Source organism: Amycolatopsis sp. EV170708-02-1, assembly GCF_022479115.1.
Taxonomy (GTDB): domain Bacteria; phylum Actinomycetota; class Actinomycetes; order Mycobacteriales; family Pseudonocardiaceae; genus Amycolatopsis.
Genome location: NZ_CP092497.1, coordinates 7,984,848 through 8,003,061, shown reverse-complemented (window position 1 = coordinate 8,003,061; position 18,214 = coordinate 7,984,848). Strand labels below are relative to the sequence as shown.

At 67.8% G+C, this 18,214-nt stretch carries 20 protein-coding genes; 11 read left to right on the top strand and 9 right to left on the bottom strand.

The window, feature by feature from the left end; genetic code table 11:
• Positions 1 to 21 precede the first annotated feature (21 nt).
• Both MJQ72_RS36190 and tatB read left to right on the top strand, forming a co-directional pair.
• On the top strand, positions 22 to 1,563 hold the full coding sequence (locus MJQ72_RS36190) for a trypsin-like peptidase domain-containing protein (RefSeq protein WP_240595535.1): 1,542 nt from the start codon (positions 22 to 24) through the stop codon (positions 1,561 to 1,563).
• A 55-nt stretch (positions 1,564 to 1,618) separates the two neighbouring features.
• Positions 1,619 to 2,038: a Sec-independent protein translocase protein TatB gene (tatB, locus tag MJQ72_RS36185; RefSeq protein ID WP_240595534.1), complete on the top strand. Its 420-nt coding sequence runs from the start codon at positions 1,619 to 1,621 to the stop codon at positions 2,036 to 2,038.
• Positions 2,039 to 2,109: 71 nt separating this feature from the next.
• Here tatB and MJQ72_RS36180 read toward each other — a convergent pair whose 3' ends face one another.
• The 4 genes from MJQ72_RS36180 to MJQ72_RS36165 are packed head-to-tail and all read right to left on the bottom strand — an operon-like array spanning position 2,110 to position 6,021.
• Complete coding sequence (locus MJQ72_RS36180; protein WP_240595533.1) at positions 2,110 to 3,255, bottom strand: Mrp/NBP35 family ATP-binding protein; 1,146 nt, start codon at positions 3,253 to 3,255, stop codon at positions 2,110 to 2,112.
• A gap of 9 nt (positions 3,256 to 3,264) precedes the next feature.
• A complete protein-coding gene (locus MJQ72_RS36175; RefSeq protein ID WP_240595532.1) occupies positions 3,265 to 3,774 on the bottom strand; it encodes a DUF1003 domain-containing protein in 510 nt (169 codons plus the stop codon).
• Positions 3,767 to 5,065, bottom strand: coding sequence for a magnesium transporter MgtE N-terminal domain-containing protein (locus MJQ72_RS36170; protein ID WP_240595531.1), 1,299 nt, complete (start codon positions 5,063 to 5,065; stop codon positions 3,767 to 3,769). The genes MJQ72_RS36175 and MJQ72_RS36170 overlap by 8 nt, the downstream gene beginning before the upstream one ends.
• Before the next feature lie 44 nt (positions 5,066 to 5,109).
• Positions 5,110 to 6,021: an aminoglycoside phosphotransferase family protein gene (locus tag MJQ72_RS36165; RefSeq protein WP_240595530.1), complete on the bottom strand. Its 912-nt coding sequence runs from the start codon at positions 6,019 to 6,021 to the stop codon at positions 5,110 to 5,112.
• An 88-nt stretch (positions 6,022 to 6,109) separates the two neighbouring features.
• Between MJQ72_RS36165 and MJQ72_RS36160 the strand changes: the two genes are divergently transcribed.
• The gene (locus tag MJQ72_RS36160) at positions 6,110 to 6,949 is read left to right on the top strand and encodes a slipin family protein (RefSeq protein WP_240595529.1); all 840 of its coding nucleotides are present in this window, start codon (positions 6,110 to 6,112) and stop codon (positions 6,947 to 6,949) included.
• Between the two features lie 3 nt (positions 6,950 to 6,952).
• Here MJQ72_RS36160 and MJQ72_RS36155 read toward each other — a convergent pair whose 3' ends face one another.
• From MJQ72_RS36155 to MJQ72_RS36145, 3 genes are read right to left on the bottom strand one after another with little or no spacing between them, the layout of a single operon-like run.
• Positions 6,953 to 7,591, bottom strand: coding sequence for a DUF4190 domain-containing protein (locus MJQ72_RS36155; RefSeq protein ID WP_240595528.1), 639 nt, complete (start codon positions 7,589 to 7,591; stop codon positions 6,953 to 6,955).
• Positions 7,592 to 7,640: 49 nt separating this feature from the next.
• Positions 7,641 to 8,015 (bottom strand): DUF4190 domain-containing protein, encoded by a 375-nt coding sequence (locus tag MJQ72_RS36150; RefSeq protein WP_240595527.1) that lies wholly within the window; start codon positions 8,013 to 8,015, stop codon positions 7,641 to 7,643.
• 32 nt (positions 8,016 to 8,047) lie between these two features.
• Positions 8,048 to 8,365, bottom strand: coding sequence for a DUF4190 domain-containing protein (locus MJQ72_RS36145; protein WP_240595526.1), 318 nt, complete (start codon positions 8,363 to 8,365; stop codon positions 8,048 to 8,050).
• Positions 8,366 to 8,523: 158 nt separating this feature from the next.
• Between MJQ72_RS36145 and MJQ72_RS36140 the strand changes: the two genes are divergently transcribed.
• The 7 genes from MJQ72_RS36140 to MJQ72_RS36110 all read left to right on the top strand — a co-directional run bounded on the left by MJQ72_RS36140 (position 8,524) and on the right by MJQ72_RS36110 (position 15,864).
• Positions 8,524 to 9,720, top strand: a complete 1,197-nt coding sequence (locus MJQ72_RS36140; protein WP_240595525.1) for an acyl-CoA dehydrogenase family protein — start codon at positions 8,524 to 8,526, stop codon at positions 9,718 to 9,720.
• A 197-nt stretch (positions 9,721 to 9,917) separates the two neighbouring features.
• Complete coding sequence (locus MJQ72_RS36135) at positions 9,918 to 10,433, top strand: general stress protein (RefSeq protein ID WP_016331463.1); 516 nt, start codon at positions 9,918 to 9,920, stop codon at positions 10,431 to 10,433.
• A 243-nt stretch (positions 10,434 to 10,676) separates the two neighbouring features.
• Positions 10,677 to 11,999 carry an ABC transporter substrate-binding protein gene (locus MJQ72_RS36130; RefSeq protein WP_240595524.1) on the top strand — a complete coding sequence of 441 codons (1,323 nt, stop codon included), beginning with the start codon at positions 10,677 to 10,679 and terminating at the stop codon, positions 11,997 to 11,999.
• Complete coding sequence (locus tag MJQ72_RS36125) at positions 11,996 to 12,946, top strand: carbohydrate ABC transporter permease (protein WP_240595523.1); 951 nt, start codon at positions 11,996 to 11,998, stop codon at positions 12,944 to 12,946. Before MJQ72_RS36130 ends, MJQ72_RS36125 begins: the two co-directional genes overlap by 4 nt.
• Positions 12,946 to 13,788 carry a carbohydrate ABC transporter permease gene (locus tag MJQ72_RS36120; RefSeq protein ID WP_126736347.1) on the top strand — a complete coding sequence of 281 codons (843 nt, stop codon included), beginning with the start codon at positions 12,946 to 12,948 and terminating at the stop codon, positions 13,786 to 13,788. The genes MJQ72_RS36125 and MJQ72_RS36120 overlap by 1 nt, the downstream gene beginning before the upstream one ends.
• A 3-nt stretch (positions 13,789 to 13,791) precedes the next feature.
• Entirely contained in the window at positions 13,792 to 14,970 is a 1,179-nt protein-coding gene (locus MJQ72_RS36115) for an ABC transporter ATP-binding protein (RefSeq protein WP_240595522.1), read from the top strand.
• A 132-nt stretch (positions 14,971 to 15,102) separates the two neighbouring features.
• Positions 15,103 to 15,864 carry an NPP1 family protein gene (locus MJQ72_RS36110; protein WP_240595521.1) on the top strand — a complete coding sequence of 254 codons (762 nt, stop codon included), beginning with the start codon at positions 15,103 to 15,105 and terminating at the stop codon, positions 15,862 to 15,864.
• Here the strand turns inward: MJQ72_RS36110 and MJQ72_RS36105 are convergent, their stop codons facing one another.
• The gene (locus MJQ72_RS36105) at positions 15,865 to 16,104 is read right to left on the bottom strand and encodes a PspC domain-containing protein (RefSeq protein WP_396426902.1); all 240 of its coding nucleotides are present in this window, start codon (positions 16,102 to 16,104) and stop codon (positions 15,865 to 15,867) included.
• Between the two features lie 160 nt (positions 16,105 to 16,264).
• Between MJQ72_RS36105 and MJQ72_RS36100 the strand changes: the two genes are divergently transcribed.
• Positions 16,265 to 17,191 (top strand): hypothetical protein, encoded by a 927-nt coding sequence (locus tag MJQ72_RS36100; RefSeq protein WP_240595520.1) that lies wholly within the window; start codon positions 16,265 to 16,267, stop codon positions 17,189 to 17,191.
• Between the two features lie 283 nt (positions 17,192 to 17,474).
• Here the strand turns inward: MJQ72_RS36100 and MJQ72_RS36095 are convergent, their stop codons facing one another.
• Positions 17,475 to 18,155 (bottom strand): TetR/AcrR family transcriptional regulator, encoded by a 681-nt coding sequence (locus MJQ72_RS36095; RefSeq protein ID WP_240595519.1) that lies wholly within the window; start codon positions 18,153 to 18,155, stop codon positions 17,475 to 17,477.
• Positions 18,156 to 18,214: the final 59 nt, after the last annotated feature.

Here is an 18,214-nt window from a genome sequence, read left to right as displayed (position 1 = left end):
TGATCTCAGCCCCGGGGAATGATGACCGAGCAGCCGAACGCGAATCCGCAGCAGCCTGGTAACCCGGCGGGGGATCGGCTGGCGCCGCGCCCGCTGGCCCGGCCCGCCGTCGATCCGGCGCAGGCGGCCACGTTCGGGAGGCCGCACGGCGTCGACGGCGCCTTCGACAAGCTGTACCAGCCCGGCTCGAACGGGCAGTCCGCGCCGGGCCTGAATCTGGCACCGCCGACGCCCGAATCGCTCGCCGAAGCCTTCCGCCGCCCGCCGGGCGCCGAAGGTGTCGTGCTGGAGCGGCCGCACGGGACCAACGGCTCCGGGCCGTCCGCGAACGGCGCGGAGGGTCCGCTCTGGACCACGACGTCGGACCCGTGGCGTGACCCTGGTTCCGGCGCGGTGCTCGCCGGGCCCGCCGTGCAGCAGGAGCCGGACGAAGAGAAGGACGCGAAGCGCCCGCAAGGTGCGCTGTTGAGCCTTCCGGAGGTCCTCTTCGGGCGGCGTGTGCAGACGAAGGCGCTGGCGATGCTCGCCGCCGTCGCGCTGGCCATCGGCGCGGTCGGCGGGCTGATCGGCTGGTGGTTCGCCGACACCGGCACCGAACTGACCGGTCAGGCCAGCATCTCCGAGGCCGACGCCGCCAAGGAGCGTCCGGCGGGCTCGATCGCGGACATCGCCCACCGGGTGGCGCCCGCCGTCGTCTCCCTCGAGGTGTTCAAACCCGGTGCCGACGCGGGCCAGCAGGGCTCCGGTGTCGTCATCGACAACCAGGGCTACGTGCTCACCAACGAGCACGTGATCTCGGCCGCGACCGCCGATTCGGCCACCAAGGTCACCGCCGTGTTCTTCGACGGCAAACGCGTCGAGGCGAAGATCGTCGGCGCCGACGCCAAAACCGACCTCGCCGTGGTCAAGGTCGACGTCAAGAATCTCACCGCGCTGCAGGTCGGGAAGTCGTCCGAGCTGGCCGTCGGCGACTCGGTGATCGCCGTCGGTTCGCCGCTGGCGCTGCAGAACTCGGTCACCGCCGGCATCGTGAGCGCACTCAACCGCCCGGTCACCGCGGGCGGCGACGGCGGCAGCGCGCCGGTGATCTACGAAGCCATCCAGACCGACGCCGCGATCAACCACGGCAACTCGGGCGGCGCGCTCGTCGACGCGACCGGCGCCCTGGTCGGGATCAACTCCGCGATCCGCTCGTCGAGCGCCGAAGGCGGCAGCATCGGCATCGGGTTCGCCATCCCCAGCGACTACGCGGTGAAGATCGCGAAAACACTGATCAAGGACGGCAAGGTCGTCCACCCCGACATCGGCATCAACGCTTCGTCGACCGTCGCGGGCTCCAGCACCATGGGCGCACAGGTCCGCAACGTCGCCCCCGGCGGCCCCGCGGCCTCGGCGGGGATCAAAGAAGGCGACGTCATCACGGAAGTCGGCGGACGGCTCGTGCGCGACTCGGCGGAGCTGCTCGTCGCCGTCCGCGCCCGCGAAGTCGGCGAAGTGGTTCCTGTCCGCCTTGTCCGGGATGGGTCTTCACTTGTCGTGGACGTGAAACTGGCCTCGGACTAGCGAGTTCGGACGGGTACCCTGAACGGGGAAGACGCCGAGGCGGAGGTTCACACGGGTGTTCGAGAGTGTCGGCTGGGGAGAAATCCTCATCATCGTCGTCGCGGGTCTTTTCATCCTCGGTCCGGAGCGGCTGCCCGAAGCGGCGTCCTGGGTGGCGAAGAGCGTCCGCAAGGTCCGCGACTTCGCGACCGGGGCCAAGACGCAGCTGCGCGAGGAGATGGGCCCGGAGTTCGATCAGCTGCGCAAGCCGCTGGAGGATCTGCGGGGCCTGCGGAACTTCGACCCGAAACGGGTCGTCACCCAGCACCTGTTCGACGGTGACACGGATCCGCTGGGGCTCAACAACGTCAACGGGACCAATGGGTCCAACGGTGCGAATGGGGCTTCGAAGCCCAACGGCTACCCGGCGCCGGCTTCGCAGCCGGAGCCGCTGAAGCCGGGGGAGCGGCCTCCGGTCGACCCGGACGCCACCTGACCCAGCTCAAGCCTCGTGAGTGGTAAGGACGGTTCTAACCGTCCTTACCACTCACGAGGCGGTAAAGATGCTCAGCGGCCCGCGGGAGTGACGTTCAGCATCATCCCGGCCAGCCCTCGCGCCCGGACGGTCAGCTTCTTCGCCGCCTCCTTGAGCACGAGCGACGCCGGCGCGTCCGGCTCGGCCAGCACGATCGGCGTGCCCGAGTCGCCGTTGGAGACCACGCGCGGGTCCATCGGGACCTGCCCGAGCAGCGGCACCGTCGAGCCGACCGACTTGGACAGCGAGTCGGCGACCGACTGCCCGCCGCCGGAGCCGAAGATCTCCATCTTCTGGCCGTCGGGCGTCTCCAGCCACGACATGTTCTCGATGACCCCGGCCACCCGCTGCCGCGTCTGCAGCGCGATCGCGCCCGCGCGCTCGGCCACCTCGGCGGCCGCCTGCTGCGGGGTGGTGACGACCAGGATCTCCGCGTTCGGGATGAGCTGCGCCACCGAGATCGCGATGTCGCCGGTGCCCGGCGGCAGGTCCAGCAGCAGGATGTCGAGGTCGCCCCAGAACACGTCGGCGAGGAACTGCTGCAGCGCGCGGTGCAGCATCGGCCCGCGCCACACCACGGGGGTATTGCCCGGCGTGAACATGCCGATCGAGATGACCTTCACCCCGTGCGCCTGCGGCGGCATGATCATCGTGTCGACCTTGGTCGGCTTCTCCCGCGTGCCGAGCATCCGCGGCACCGAGTGCCCGTAGATGTCCGCGTCCACCACGCCGACGGAAAGCCCGCGTTCGGCCATCGCGGCCGCGAGGTTCACCGTCACCGACGACTTGCCGACGCCGCCTTTGCCGGACGCGACGCAGTAGACGCGCGTCAGCGAGCCCGGCTGCGCGAACGGGATCACCGGTTCCGTGGCGTCGCCGCGCAGGGATTTTCGCAGCTCCGTGCGTTGCTCGTCGCTCATCACGTCGAGCTCGACCCGGACGTCGTTGACGCCGGGGAGCTTCTTGACGGCTTCGGTGGTGTCGTTGGTCAGCGTCGCCTTCAGCGGGCAGCCGGCGACCGTCAGGTAGATCCCGACGGTGACCACACCGTCCGAGCCGACCTCCACGTCCTTGACCATGCCGAGTTCGGTGATCGGTTTCTTGATCTCCGGGTCGTACACGGCCTTCAGCGCGGTGCGGACATCGTCGACGCTGGGGAGTTGCTGCGTACTGGTCACACGTCCATGTTACGTACCGGTAGGCGTGCGGTCGGGTTTGGCCTTGCGCGGCCTGGCGTCAAGATCCTCACGGAGCCGGTCGAGCTCGCCCCGCAGGAAGTCCCGGGTGGCGACCTCGCCGAGCGCGATCCGCAGCGACGCGAGCTCCCGCGCGAGGTACTCGGTGTCGGCCTTGGTCTGCGCGGCGCGGTTCCGGTCCTCCTCCAGCGAGACGCGGTCGCGGTCGTCCTGCCGGTTCTGCGCCAGCAGGATCAGCGGCGCGGCGTACGCGGCCTGCGTCGAGAACGCCAGGTTCAGCAGGATGAACGGGTACGGGTCCCACCGCAGCGAGACCGCGACCAGGTTCAGCACGATCCAGACGATGACGATCAGCGTCTGCCAGAACAGGTACTTGCCGGTGCCGAGGAACCGCGCGATCCGTTCGGTGAACCGGCCGAACGAGTCGGGGTCGATGTTCAGCCTGAACCGGCTCTGGCCGCGGGGCTGGTCCAGCCGCCGCCCGGACGTCAGTTCAGGCACGTTCGGCCTCCTCGGTGATCTCGCCGGTGATGTCGTGCAGCCCGGTCTCGCGCCAGTCCTCCGGGAGCAGGTGGTCGAGCACGTCGTCGACGGTGACCGCCCCGAGCAGGTGGTCTTCGGCGTCCACCACCGGCCCGCAGGTGAGGTTGTAGGCGGCGAAGTAGCGCGTGACCTCGGACAAGGTGGCGTTCGGCTTCAGCGCGGGCAGCTGGGAGTCGACGGCGCTCGCCACCATCTCCGCCGGTGGTTCGCGCAGCAGCCGCTGGAAGTGGACGACGCCGACGAAGCGCCCGGTCGGCGTCTCCGTCGGCGGCCGGCAGACGAACACCATGCTCGCCAGCGCCACCGGAAGGTCGGCGTTGCGGATGTGCGCGAGTGCCTCGGCGACCGTGGCGTCCGGCGTCAGGACCACCGGCTCGGGCGTCATCAGACCGCCCGCGGTGTCGGAGGAGTACTCCAGCAGCCGCTTCACCGGCGCCGACTCCTCGGGTTCCATCAGTTCCAGGAACCGGTTCTGTTCGGCGGGCGCCAGTTCGGCCAGCAGGTCGGCGGCGTCGTCGGGGTCCATCGCTTCGAGGATGTCGGCGGCCCGCTCCTCGGCGAGGTAGGACAGCAGTTCCTTCTGGTCGTCCTCGGGGAGTTCCTCGATGACGTCGGCGAGGTGCTCGTCGTCCATCGCGTCGGCGACCTCGTGCCGTCGTTTGAGCGGCAGGTCGCGGACCGTGGCGGCGACGTCGGCCGGGCGCATGGTGTCGAACAGCATCAGCAGCTGCGCCGCGCCCTGGGGCTGGCCGGTGAGGTCGGTGAGCCCGAGCCCGGACACCTCCGACCACGGCAGCACCTGCATCGCCGAACGCCGTCTGCCGAGGCCGAGCCTGCTCGACCGTTCGCGGATCGCGAGTTTCGCGAGCACCCAGTCCCGGGTCCGCGTCGGTTCCATCGCGGCGTCGACGACGGTGATCCTGGTGTCCGAGCCCGCCAGCGAGGCGTGCGCGTCGAAGAGCTGCCCGACCACCAGCACCTCGTTGGGCCGCTGATGGAAGCGCCGCATGTTCACCGATCCGGTGGCGAGCGTGATCGCGCTGGGCTCGATCGAGGTCACCCGCAACATCGGCACGAACACGCGGCGCCTCGTCGTCAGCTCCACCACGATGCCCAGGATCCGCGGCGGCTGCTGGTCCAGGCGCAGGCCCGCCACCAGGTCCCGCACCTTGCCGATCGATTCGCCATCGGGGCCGAAAACCGGCAAACCGGCCAGCTGAGCTGCGAATACCCTGTTCACGGCTGCCATGCCCGAAGGTTATCCGCTCCTGGGGCCCGCGACGATTCGTGTGATCACCGCAATGCCCACGCGGCGATTTCGGGGACGGCGGCGTAGGCCGGGTCTTCGGCGATGGTCTCGGGCGAGGCGCCCTCGGCGAGGTCTTCGTACAGCCAGGTCCAGTTCTGCACCGCGCGCACGAGCGTCCAAGCCCGCGTGCGTTCGGCGTCCATCCCGGCGGCCGCGGTGAACCACTTGATCTTTTCGTCCATTGTGGACTCATTCGCCCGGTTCCAGAGGATCGAGATCGCGCCGAACTCCAGATCACCCGAAAGCGGCTTCGGGTCGATCACCAGCCACGGGTCGCGTGCCCCGGCGAGGACGTTCTCGAAATGCAGATCCTCGTTCACCATCAGCTCACCGGCTTCCGGGCCGAGGTTCACGCAGATCTCCACCGCCGCGTCGATGTACTCGCGGCCGAACGGTTCGCCCAGTTCGCTCCAGGTCTCCGGGAGTTCGGTGACCAGCTCTGCGGCCTCTTCCCGAAGAGATCGCCGCAGCGCCTCGGGAGCGGGAACGGCCAGCCGCCGCGCCAGCGCGCCGACGGTCTCGACGGCCTCCTGGATCGGCTCGGTTTCCAGCGACCGGGTGGCGTCGAGCCGCTCAAGGAGCAGCACGCCGTCCTCCGGCACGTTGTCGTACATCAGGACCGCGCCGCGACCGGCCCAAGTGGACAGTGCGAGCGGTTCGTCGTCCGACTCCTCGTGCGGCCAGCCGAGCTTGAGGATCGCGGGGGAGCCGTCCGCGCGGCGCACGGGCTGCGCGACACCGACGAAACCGTGCATGGCCTCGCCGTCGTATTCGAGCTGCCACTTGGCGGTGTACTTCTCGGCGAGGAACGGGAGGGAATCGAGCCACTCGGCGGCTCCGGGGCCGAGTTCGGCGGCGCGGTCGAGGAACTTGGGCGGGATCTTGAAACCGGTCACGAACCCACCTTGGCAGGCTTGTCCACCGTGTTTCCCCCGTGACTCGCCGGGCGTACCGTGAACAGCGAGAACAACCCCGGGAGCAGCCATGGTGGTGGAGATTCTCAGTGCGGTCGCCGTCGCGGGCGGAGCTTGGCTCGCGGCCAGCCTTCGCGTGGTGAAACAGTACGAACGCGGCCTCGTGTTCCGGTTCGGGCGGGTGCGCCCGGCCATCCGGGAGCCGGGGCTCGCGCTGCTGGTGCCGATCGCGGACAGACTGCAGAAGGTCAACATGCAGATCGTCACGATGCCGATCCCCGCACAGGACGGCATCACCCGCGACAACGTCACCGTCCGGGTGGACGCGGTCGTGTACTTCAAGGTGATCGACCCGGTACTGGCCGCGGTCAACGTCCAGGATTACCGCTCGGCCGTCGGCCAGGTCGCGCAGACCTCGCTGCGATCCATCATCGGCAAGAGCGACCTGGACGACCTGCTGTCCAACCGTGAACGGCTGAACGAGGGCCTGGAGCTGATGATCGACAGCCCGGCGCTGGACTGGGGCATCCACATCGACCGGGTCGAGATCAAGGACGTCGCACTGCCGGAGTCGATGAAGCGCTCGATGTCGCGCCAGGCCGAAGCCGAACGCGAACGGCGGGCGCGGGTCATCTCGGCCGACGGCGAACTCCAGGCGTCGCACAAGCTCTCACAGGCCGCCGCGACGATGGCCGACACCCCGGCGGCGCTGCAGTTGCGGCTGCTGGAGACGGTCGTGCAGGTCTCGGCGGAGAAGAACTCGACACTGGTCCTGCCGTTCCCGGTGGAGCTGTTGCGCTTCCTCGACGCGAACACGCCGAAGAAGGAGGCACCCGCGGAGGACGCGGCGGCCAACGGTCAAGTGGCGCCGGCGCCGAGGGAACCGGGCGACGTGGGTCAAGTCTCGTGAGCGCTAGTCGAGCTCGCCGTTCACCCCGAGAATGATCAAAGTCCCGAAGAATCCGACGTACAGCGCGATGACGACGTACGCGATGATCACCGCCGCGAGCGCGATGCCGCGTCCGCCCGCCTCGCCGCGGTTCGCCTTCGCCAGCCCGATATGCCCGAGGATCAGCCCGACGATCACGGTCACGCACGAGCAGATCCCGACGAGCGAGCACACCAGCCCGGCGATCGCCATCCCGTTGTCCTGCGATCGCGGCGGTGCCGCCATCGCGTACGGGTTATACGGCTGCGGCGCCGGGTACGCGGCCGGGAGCGGTACCGGCGTGTACACCGGAAGAGGAGCCGAAATTTCCGGAGTCGCGTAGGGCGGCGGAACCGGCTCGGCGGTCAGCGGATCGATGGCCTGCCCATACGTCTCGACCGGGACAGGGGTCGGCTCGGGAACCGGTTCCGGGTCGGGCGCGGAGGCCGAAGGCGCCTCGAACGGAGCGGGCGGCACGAACGGCGGCGGCGGGGTGAAGGGCTCCGGCGGCTGAAAGGGCTGCGGGCTCGACACGGTCTCGGACGCCGAAGTCGGGTCCGAGAAGGTGTTCGAGTCGGTGTAGGACGACGTCGACGGTGTGTCCTGCGAGTCGGAACTGCTCATCCGGTGGCCCCCTGGTTCGTGCGGGACACCACCGTATCGTCCGAACGGGTCACGAGACGCCCGCGGCACCGATCGCGAGCACCACGAAAACGAACCACAGGATGACCGGGATCAGCCACAGCGCGGTGACGACGTATCCGATGATCATGCCCGCCTGCGCCATGCCCTGGCCGCCGGCTTCACCGCGTTTGGCCTTCGAGAGCGCGATGTGCCCGAAGATGATCCCCAGGATCGCCGGGAAGCACATGACCAGCCCGATCAGCGAGCACACCAGTGACGCCACCGCCATGCCCTGATCCGGTGGCCGCACATAGGTCTGCTGGACGTAGTACTGCTGCGGCGGCGGTTGATACGGCTGGAGTCCGTAGGGCTGCTCGAACTGCCCGGACGGCTGCTGCCCGTACGGGTCGTGCGGATTCGTCATGCGGGGTCCCCTCGTCGACGAGGACCGTATCGCTACCGGAAAGCGCCGTGTTTCGCGGCGACGTTGAGCAGGACCGGAATCGCGATGGCGTATAGGACGATCATCAGATAGCCGACGACGAACGCGGCGAGCGCCATACCCTTGCCGCCCACTTCGCCGCGCCGCGCCTTCGCGAAGGCGACGTGGCCCAGGACGATCCCGGGGATCACGGACACCAGCCCGATCAGCCCGAAGAGTGAAAAGATCAGGGCGGCCGTGGCGAGACCGGAATCCTTGCTTCGCGCCGGGGCCTGGTTCGGAAAGGCGTACTGCTGTTGCGGCGGGAATCCACCAAAGGGCTGCTGAGCCATGTTTCGTCCCCCTCGGACTGTGATCGGCTTGTCACTGTAGTGCCACGGTCACGGATGGCGTACGCGTGACTGCGCTCATAGCGAGGTCCCACCTCAGGCGGCATACTCACCGGTAACCCAGCGCCGGGAGCCCGGTGCGCGCGAATTTAGGAGCAGCGATGGCTCGCCTCGCCCAGACCGCCGGTTTGACCGACGTGCAGTCCGAAATCCTGGCCACGGTCCGCCAGTTCGTGGACAAGGAGGTCATCCCGCGCGCGCAGGAGCTGGAGCACTCCGACACCTATCCCGCCGACATCGTCGAGGGGATGAAGGAGATGGGCCTGTTCGGGCTCACCATCCCGGAGGAGTACGGCGGCCTCGGCGAATCGCTGCTGACCTACGCGCTCGTGGTCGAGGAGATCGCACGCGGCTGGATGAGCGTCTCCGGTGTCATCAACACGCACTTCATCGTGGCGCACATGATCAAGCAGCACGGGACGCCGGAGCAGAAGCAGCACTTCCTGCCGCGCATGGCGACCGGCGAGGTCCGCGGCTCGTTCTCGATGTCCGAACCGGATCTCGGCTCCGACGTCGCCGCGATCAAGACCCGCGCCCGCAAGACCGACGACGGTTACGTCATCGACGGTTCGAAGATGTGGCTGACCAACGGCGGCAGCTCCAACCTGATCGCGCTGCTCGTCAAGACCGACGAAGGCGCGGAGAAGGCCCACCAGAACCTCACCACGTTCCTGGTCGAGAAGCCCGAGGGCTTCGGCGAGGTTGCGCCCGGCCTCACCATCCCCGGCAAGATTGACAAGATGGGCTACAAGGGCGTCGACACCACCGAAGCGGTGTTCGACGGCTACAAGATCGGCGCCGACAAGGTCCTCGGCGAAGCGCCCGGCAAGGGCTTCGCGTACATGATGGACGGTGTCGAGGTCGGCCGCGTCAACGTCGCCGCCCGCGCCTGCGGCATCGCGATCCGCGCGTTCGAGCTCGCGGTGGAGTACGCCCAGCAGCGCAAGACCTTCGGCAAGGCCATCGCCGAGCACCAGGCGATCGCGTTCAAGCTCGCCGAGATGGCCACCAAGGTCGAGGCCGCGCACCTGATGATGGTCAACGCCGCCCGCCTCAAGGACTCCGGCGCCCGCAACGACGTCGAGGCCGGCATGGCGAAGCTGATCGCGAGCGAGTACTGCGCCGAGGTCACCCAGGACTCGTTCCGCATCCACGGCGGCTACGGCTACTCCAAGGAGTACGAGATCGAGCGCCTCATGCGCGAGGCGCCGTTCCTGCTCATCGGCGAAGGCACCAGCGAGATCCAGAAGACCATCATCAGCCGCGGCCTGCTCCGCGAATACAAGTCCCGCTCCTGAAGGAGCTGAAGGACGCTTTCACCGCGTCTCATGCGGTGAAAGCGTCCTTCGCCGCTCCATCCATGCCCCGCCGCCACCCTCAACGGAGACGCTGCGCGCCCAGCCTGGAACTATGCGGTGAAGGCGTCCTTCAGCTCACATTCGCGCCTTTCGCCCGTCCTTGAGAAGATGGAGCAGGACGGGCGAGAGGTGATTACGTGAGTGCTCCCTTTGGCGGAAGCGGCCGGGCCGCGGGCGGGCTGCCCAGGCTGCCGACCCCGCCTACCGGCTGGCCGATCGGTTCCTACGCGACGTACGGCGAAGCCCAGCAAGCCGTCGGCTTCCTGGCGGAGAAGGAGTTCGGGGTCTCCGACGTGACCATCGTCGGTGTCGACCTGATGCTCGTCGAGCGCGTCGTCGGCAGGCTGAGCTGGGGCCGGGTGCTGGGCACCGGCGCGGTGTCCGGCGCGTGGTTCGGCCTGATCATCGGGCTGCTGCTGGGTATGTTCAACAACCAGGGTTTCGCCTGGCAGCCCATGATCGGCGGGCTCGTGCTCGGCATCCTGGCGTGGACGGTCTTCGCGGCGATCAGCTACAGCATGTCCCGCCGTGACTTCTCCTCCGCGAGCCAATTGGTCGCCGGCCGCTACGACGTGTTGTGCCAGCCGCGTTCGGCCGAACAGGGCCGTGAGCTGCTCGCCCAGCTGGCGTTGGGCGGCCGCCCGACCGGCTGACCCGGGGCGGGCCACTGACATTCGGCGGTACTCGTTCACCTGTTCGTCGTGCAGTCCGCTGAATCGTTACCGATACTGCTTGCGGGCGGTGATCGCCCGGAATAGGTTGCACAACACCAGTCGGGCGGTCATGTACTCCAGCGTGTCCGCCCGAGCACTAGCACGTCGGGGTGCTGGCGCGCGGGCTTCTTCAACGCGTCCTAGTGCCGCCGTTCCCCAGGCGTGCGCGGGTGAGGAGGCCTCATGGGGAAGAGGATGAGCGCGAGCCGGAGGGGCCGCTCACCAGGCCGCACCGGCTCGCTACTCGGCGCGACAGCGCTGACGGTCGGCCTGCTGGCGGGCTGCGGTTCGGATGCCGGGCTGAAGATCAACGTCTACTACGCGCCCGAAGACAATTTCCAGTCCGTTGTGGACGATTGCACCAAGGCCTCGGGCGGGCGGTACGAGGTCGTCTACAACAAGCTCCCGCGACCGGCCGACGGCCAGCGGGAACAGATGGTGCGCCGCCTGGCCGCCGGGGACGATTCGCTCGACGTACTGGGGCTGGACGTCACGTGGGTCTCGGAGTTCGCCGAGGCGGGCTGGATCGACGAATGGACGGGCGAGGCCAAGGCAGAGGCGACCGAAGGTGTCCTGCCAGGACCGCTCGAAACCGCCACGTGGAACGGAAAACTCTACGCGGCGACCAAGAACACCAACGTCCAGTTGCTCTGGTACGACGACAGGCTGACCCCGGCGCCGCCGAAGACCTGGGACGAGATGATCCAGCAGGCGCAGGCGCTCAAGGCGCAGGGCAAACCGGCGAACGTCGTGTTCACCGGCGCGCAGTACGAAGGCCTCGTCGTCATCTACAACACGCTCGTCGAGTCCGCGGGCGGCAAGATCCTTTCCGACGACGGTAAATCGGTCGTGATGGACGCGGGCGCGGTCAAGGCGCTGGAGATGCTCAAGAAGGTCACCACGGCCGGGATCACCGACCCGTCGCTGACCAACTCGAAGGAGGACGAGGTCCGTCAGTCCTTCCAGCGCGGCAACGCCGCCTTCGAGTTGAACTGGCCGTTCGTCTACGCCTCCTACGCCAAGGAGAAGAAGGACGAACTGAAGCATTTCAAGTGGACCACCTATCCGCAGTTCGAAGCGGGTAAGCCCGCCAAGACCACGATCGGTGGCTACAACCTGGCGGTCAGCTCGACCTCGAAGCACAAGGCCGAGGCCACCGAGGTCGCGCTGTGCCTGCGCAGCGCGAAGAACCAGAAGTTCTCCGCGCTCAAGGACGGCGTCCCGCCGACGATCGAATCGCTCTACACGGACACGCTGCCGCTCGACGCGACGGCGCCGCAGAGCGACGACAACCCGAGCATGGAAACGAAGTACCCGATGCGGGAGACGATCCTGGACGCGCTCAAGGACGCGGCGGTCCGCCCGCTGACCCCGGCGTACCAGAACGCTTCGACGGTGTTGTCGAAGGTGCTTTCCCCGCCTTCCGAAATCGATCCGCAGAAAACGGCGGAGAAGCTGAAGGAACAGCTCGCCGACGCGCTCCAGTCGAAGGGGGTGATCCCGTGACCGTGCAGGAGACCGCCGGTCCGGCGGCCGCGAGCAAACCGGGCAAGAAGGCGAAACCCGTTCTCAGTGAAGGAAAGAAGGCCGAGCGCAGGCTCGGGCTGTGGCTGTGCGCCCCGGCGGCGATCGTGATGATCGCGGTCACCGGGTATCCGATCATCTACTCGATCTGGCTCTCCCTGCAGCGCTACGACCTCAGGTTCCCGGCGCAGCAGGAGTTCGTCGGCCTCGACAACTACATCGCGGTGCTGTCCAACGGCTACTGGTGGACGGCGTTCGGGACGACGATGGGGCTGACCATCGTTTCGGTGGTGATCGAGTTCGTCCTCGGCATGGGCCTGGCGCTGATCATGCACCGGACGCTGGTCGGCCGGGGCCTCGTGCGGACGGTCGCCCTGATCCCGTACGGCATCGTGACCGTGGTCGCCGCGTTCTCCTGGTACTACGCCTGGACGCCGGACACGGGTTACCTGGCCAACCTGTTCTTCCCGGACAGCGCGCCGCTGACCGAATACTGGCCTTCGCTGGCGATCATCGTGCTGGCCGAGGTGTGGAAGACGACGCCGTTCATGGCGCTGCTGCTGATGGCGGGGCTGGCCCTGGTGCCGGACGACCTGCTGAAGGCGGCGTCGATGGACGGTGCGACGGCGTGGCAGCGGTTCACGAAGGTGATGCTGCCGGTGATGAAGCCGGCGATCCTGGTGGCGCTGCTGTTCCGCACATTGGACGCGTTCCGCATCTTCGACAACATCTTCGTGCTCACCAACGGCGCGCAGGACACGTCGTCGGTGTCGATGCAGACCTACAACAACCTGGTCAAGGGGTTGAACCTCGGGATCGGGTCGACGATGGCGGTGCTGATCTTCATCACGGTGGCGATCATCGCGTTCATCTTCATCAAGGTGTTCGGCACGGCCGCACCCGGCAGTGACAATGGGGGTAAGCGCTGATGGCCATCGGTGGAGCGGTCACGCCCGGCCGCAAACTCAAATGGGGCCTCGTCGACATCCTGGTCCTGGTGTTCGCGCTGTTCCCGGTGCTCTGGGTGGTCTCGCTGTCGTTCAAGACCAAGGAGACCTTGGACGACGGGAACTTCATCCCGTCGGAGTGGACGTGGCAGAACTACGCGGACATCTTCGAGACCACGGAGTTCATCAGGGCGCTGGTGAACTCGATCGGGATCGCGATCATCGCGACGGTGATCGCGGTCGTCCTCGGCACTATGGCGGCGTACGCGATCGCGCGGCTGGACTTCCCCGGCAAGCAGGTGCTGGTCGGGATGTCGCTGCTGATCGCGATGTTCCCGCAGGTCTCGCTGGTGACGCCGCTGTTCAACATCGAACGTGAGCTGGGGTTGTTCGACACCTGGCCGGGGCTGATCCTGCCCTACATCACGTTCGCGCTGCCGCTGTCGATCTACACGCTGTCCGCGTTCTTCCGGGAAATCCCGTGGGAGCTGGAAAAGGCGGCGAAGATGGACGGCGCGACACCGGCGCAGGCGTTCCGGAAGGTGATCGCGCCCCTGGCGGCGCCGGGGGTGTTCACCACCGCGATCCTGGTGTTCATCTTCTGCTGGAACGACTTCCTGTTCGCGATCTCGCTGACCTCCACGGAGGCCTCGCGCACGGTCCCGGCGGCGTTGTCGTTCTTCACCGGGTCCTCGCAGTTCGAAGACCCGACCGGGACGATCTCCGCGGCCGCCGTGGTGATCACCGTCCCGATCATCCTGTTCGTGTTGTTCTTCCAGCGTCGCATCGTGGCGGGGCTGACGTCCGGTGCGGTGAAGGGCTGACCCATGGCTGAAATCGTTCTCGAAAAAGTGTCCAAGAAGTACCCCGACGGCGCCCTCGCGGTGTCCGAAGTGGACATCACGATCGCCGACGGTGAGTTCATCATCCTGGTCGGCCCGTCCGGCTGCGGGAAGTCCACGACCCTGAACATGGTCGCGGGCCTGGAGGACATCTCCTCCGGCGAGCTGCGCATCGACGGACAGCGCGTCAACGAGAAGGCGCCGAAGGACCGGGACATCGCGATGGTGTTCCAGTCGTACGCGCTGTACCCGCATATGAGCGTGCGGGAGAACATGGCGTTCCCGTTGCGGCTGGCCAAGGTCGACGACCGGACGGTGCGGGCCAAGGTCGAGGAGGCGGCGCAGATCCTCGATCTGACCGGGCATCTCGACCGCAAGCCGGCGAACCTCTCCGGTGGTCAGCGGCAGCGCGTCGCGATGGGGCGCGCGATCGTCCGCAACCCCAAGGCGTTCCTGATGGACGAGCCACTGTCCAACTTGGACGCCAAGCTCCGCGGCCAGATGCGGACCTCGGTGTCGAAGATCCAGAAACAGCTGGGCACGACGACGCTCTACGTCACGCACGACCAGACCGAGGCGATGACCCTCGGCGACCGGGTCGTCGTGCTCCGGGCAGGCTACGTGCAGCAGATCGGGTCGCCGCAGTTCCTCTACGACAACCCGGCGAACCTGTTCGTGGCCGGATTCATCGGCAGCCCGTCGATGAACTTCGTGCCTGCCACGCTGGAGAACGGGACGGCCCGCAGCGCGCTGGGCGACATCCCGCTCACCGACCGGGTGCGGCAGCTGGTCGAAGCCGCCGACGCGCCTCGCGAGGTCATCGTCGGTATCCGGCCGGAGCATTTCGAGGACGCCGCGCTGGTGGACGCCGCCGCCCGCCAGGGTGCGACGTTCACCGCCCACGTCGACGTCCTCGAGTCGATGGGTTCGGAGAAGTTCGCGCACTTCTCGGTCGAAGGTGAGGCCGCGTCGTCGTCCGACCTCGCGGATCTCGCCGCCGACAGCGGTTCCTCGGACGTCCCCGGCTCCGAGTCGCAGATCGTGGCCCGCCTCTCGGCGGCCTCTTCCGCGGCGGAGAACCAGAACGTCGAGCTGTGGTTCGACGCGGACAAGATCAAGTTGTTCGACGGGGCCAGCGGCAAGAACCTGACCTACACCGACTAGGCATCGACGTGAAGGCCCCCTTCCCTCGGCTCAGCCGAAGGAAGGGGCCTTCACGCGCTTCCCCACCTTCGGCGGTTTACGTCACCTGAGGTGATCGGGAATCCTGCCGGTACCGAGAGAAGGGCGACTGCCTTGCCGAAGAAGCTGACCCGCCGTCTCCTGCAGGGCCTCGTCGGAGCGGTCCTCCTCACCACGCTCGCCCCGGCCGTCGCCTGGGCCGAACCCCCGCAAGCGTTGCCCTCGAACGCGACCGAGGCCGACCGCACCTGGCAGCCCGCCTTCGACTACGACACCGACGGCTGCTACCCGACCCCCGCGATCTCGCCCACCGGCGCGGTGGCCACCGGGCTCAAGAACTCCGGAGCCCTCAACGGTCAATGCCGCGACCGGTCGGACCTCGACAACACCAACTCCTACGCGCGGTCGAAGTGCAACAACGGCTGGTGCGCCCACCTCTACGACCTGTACTTCGAGAAGGACCAAGCCGTCCCGGGTATCGACTGCTGCGGGCACCGGCACGACATCGAACACGTCGTCGTCTGGGTCAACGAGGGCCAAGCCCGGTACGTCTCGACGTCGGCGCACGGCAACTACTCGACTTACGACCGCTCGAAGGTCTCCTGGGAGGGGACCCATCCGAAGATCGTCTATCACAAGGACGGCGCGAGCACCCACTGCTTCCGCATCGCGAGCGCGACCGAGCCGCCGGAGAACCACTACAACGCCTGGCAGTACCCGGATCTCGTCAGCTGGGACGGATTCCCGCCCGGTATCCGCGACACGCTCGTCCGCGCCGACTTCGGCAGCGCGAGCCTGGCGATCAAGGACGGCTCGTTCGAATACAACCTGGGGAAGGCCAAACCGGCGGGCATCCCCTTCGATCCCAACGCCTGATCAGTACTCGCTCTCGGGCAGGGCGAGCCACAGCACGAGATAGACGATGAACTGCGGGCCGGGCAGCAGGCAGGACAGCACGGCGAGCAGGCGGACCTTGCCCGGCGTGGTGCCGAAGCGTTTGGCGAGACCGGCGCAGACGCCGCCGATCATGCGGCCCTGGCGCGGGCGGGTCAGGCGGGCGGCTACGGGGTTCGTCACGGGTCTTCCCTCTCTGTCATCACTGTGTGTGAAACCCATTTTCGTCGCGCGGCGGCCCGGCCGCATCCCACCGCGGAACGAAACGCACCCCTAAGGGCGTGAAATCGAGGTAAAGCACCCACCTGGGAAAACGTGGCGAGCCCTGTGTTGTTCGCCCGTAGGGGGTGGTGTTTCCGGATCTTTTGACGATACTGCTCCGGTGCCCCCGAAGAGACTGAGCGCAGTACTCTGCGGCCTGTTCCTCGCCGCGGCCTGTGCCACGCCGGAACCGGCGGCGACGCCTCCGCCGACCACGGCGGGCGACGAGGCCTTGACCGCTTCCGAGGCGCTCGGCGAATACTCGTCGCTCGATTACTGCAGCCTCGTCGACCAGCGGAAAGTGATCGGCGGCGGAAACGCGGTCAAACCGCCGCTGACCTCATTCGAGTTCTGCCGCCTTGAATTCGTCGAAGGCGCCAATCGCTACACCGTGACCACCGGCCCGATCACTTCCGGGCAGGATCCGAACAATCAGCCGTACGAATACGCCGGGCCGCTGCCGGAAGGCATCAGCGTCCAGCAGTCGACGTTCAACGAGGACACCGCCTGCACGCGGCTGCTGACCTTCGCCGACGGGATCCGGCTGTCCATCACAGTCACCTCCGACGACAAGGCCCCGGCCGACCAGGCCGACCGCTGCCGGACCGCCGACGCGACCGTGGGCAGCGCGGCCGGGGTGATCGCCGCGCGCAAGGTCGGGCGGCTGAACCTGGACCAGCGCTCGTGGGGCCGCGTCGCCCCGTGCGCGCTGCTCGACCAGCACGAACTCGACGCCGCCGCCGGAGCGGAGACCAAACCGGCCCCGGCGCTGTCCGGGCACAACTGCATCCGCGGCAAGGTCAGCTTCTCGCTGTCCGTCGGCGCGGACACCACGCCGGGCGCGACGGAGGCGCTGGGCGGGCGGCAGGTCGAGGTCGCCACTTCCGGCGCGTTCTGCCAGGTGACCACGCACCGGCCGATCCCGGGCACCCCGGACCGGGTCGAGCAGGCGGCGCTTTCCGTCGTCGGTGTCGACGGGGCGGCGGAGGATGCCACCTGCGCGGCGGCCCGCGAGGTCGCCGCCGCCGTGTTCCCGAAGCTCCCCTGACGCATTTCGTCCTCTGAATGCGGTAGTTGCACGCGCAAGGACCGCATCCAGAGGACTAAACGCATGGGCCCCGCTCCAGGGCGCGTACCCGAAGGCGTAACTCACGTGCTCAGGGACGTAACTCGCGTGCTTGGAGGCGTAACTCGCGTGACGCCGGGTTCGGCGCGTGGCGTCCGTCTGGACACGTGAGTTACGTCCTCAAGCACGCGAGTTACGGCCGTAAGCACGCGTGTTGCGGCTCCGAGCACGCGAAGCGCCGCCATTCAGAGGACGAAACGCGGGGTCAGCAGCGCAGCTTGGGCAGCCGGAAGGAGCACATGACTTCTTCCAGTGCCTCGAAGTCCAGCGGCGGATGCGGCAGCGGGGTGGCGCGGCCGGGTTCGGCGCGCAGGCCGTCCAGCAGCATCGCGAGGCACCGGCGCCACAGGTCCGGCTGGATACCGTGCGTGAACTCGATGACGGAGCCGATCATCTGGTGCAGCAGCGGCATGTCCGTGGGCACGATATCCGCGCGCAGGACGCCCGCCGCCTGAGCGCGTTCGACGAGCTGTGTGATCAACGGCACCATGCGCGATTTCGCCTCGGCGACGCGCTCCTGGCCGAAGACGTTCGACAGCATGACTTCCCGTAACCCGCGGTCACCGGCGTGCAGTTCGGCCGCGCGCCAGGTGAAGTCCGCGAAGCCTTCCCACGGGTCTTCGGCGCGAAGCGCTTCTTCGGCGAACTCGCGGATCGTCTCGAACTGGTCGACGAACATCGCCTCGACCAGGTGTTCCTTGCTGGGAAAGCGGCGGTAGACGGTGCCGACGCCGACGCCGGCGTGATGCGCGACGTCGTCGAGCGTCGCTTCGAGCCCGCGCTCGCCGAAGACATCGCGTGCCGCCGCGATGATGCGTTGCCGATTGAGTTCAGCGTCGCGCCGCAGCGGCCGCGCCGGTGCGGCGGGAGCGAGGTCCCGAGCCATTCGTCCAGCTTAACAAACGAAGTAGAGGACACTTCTCCACTTCTTGTGTACCTTGGGCG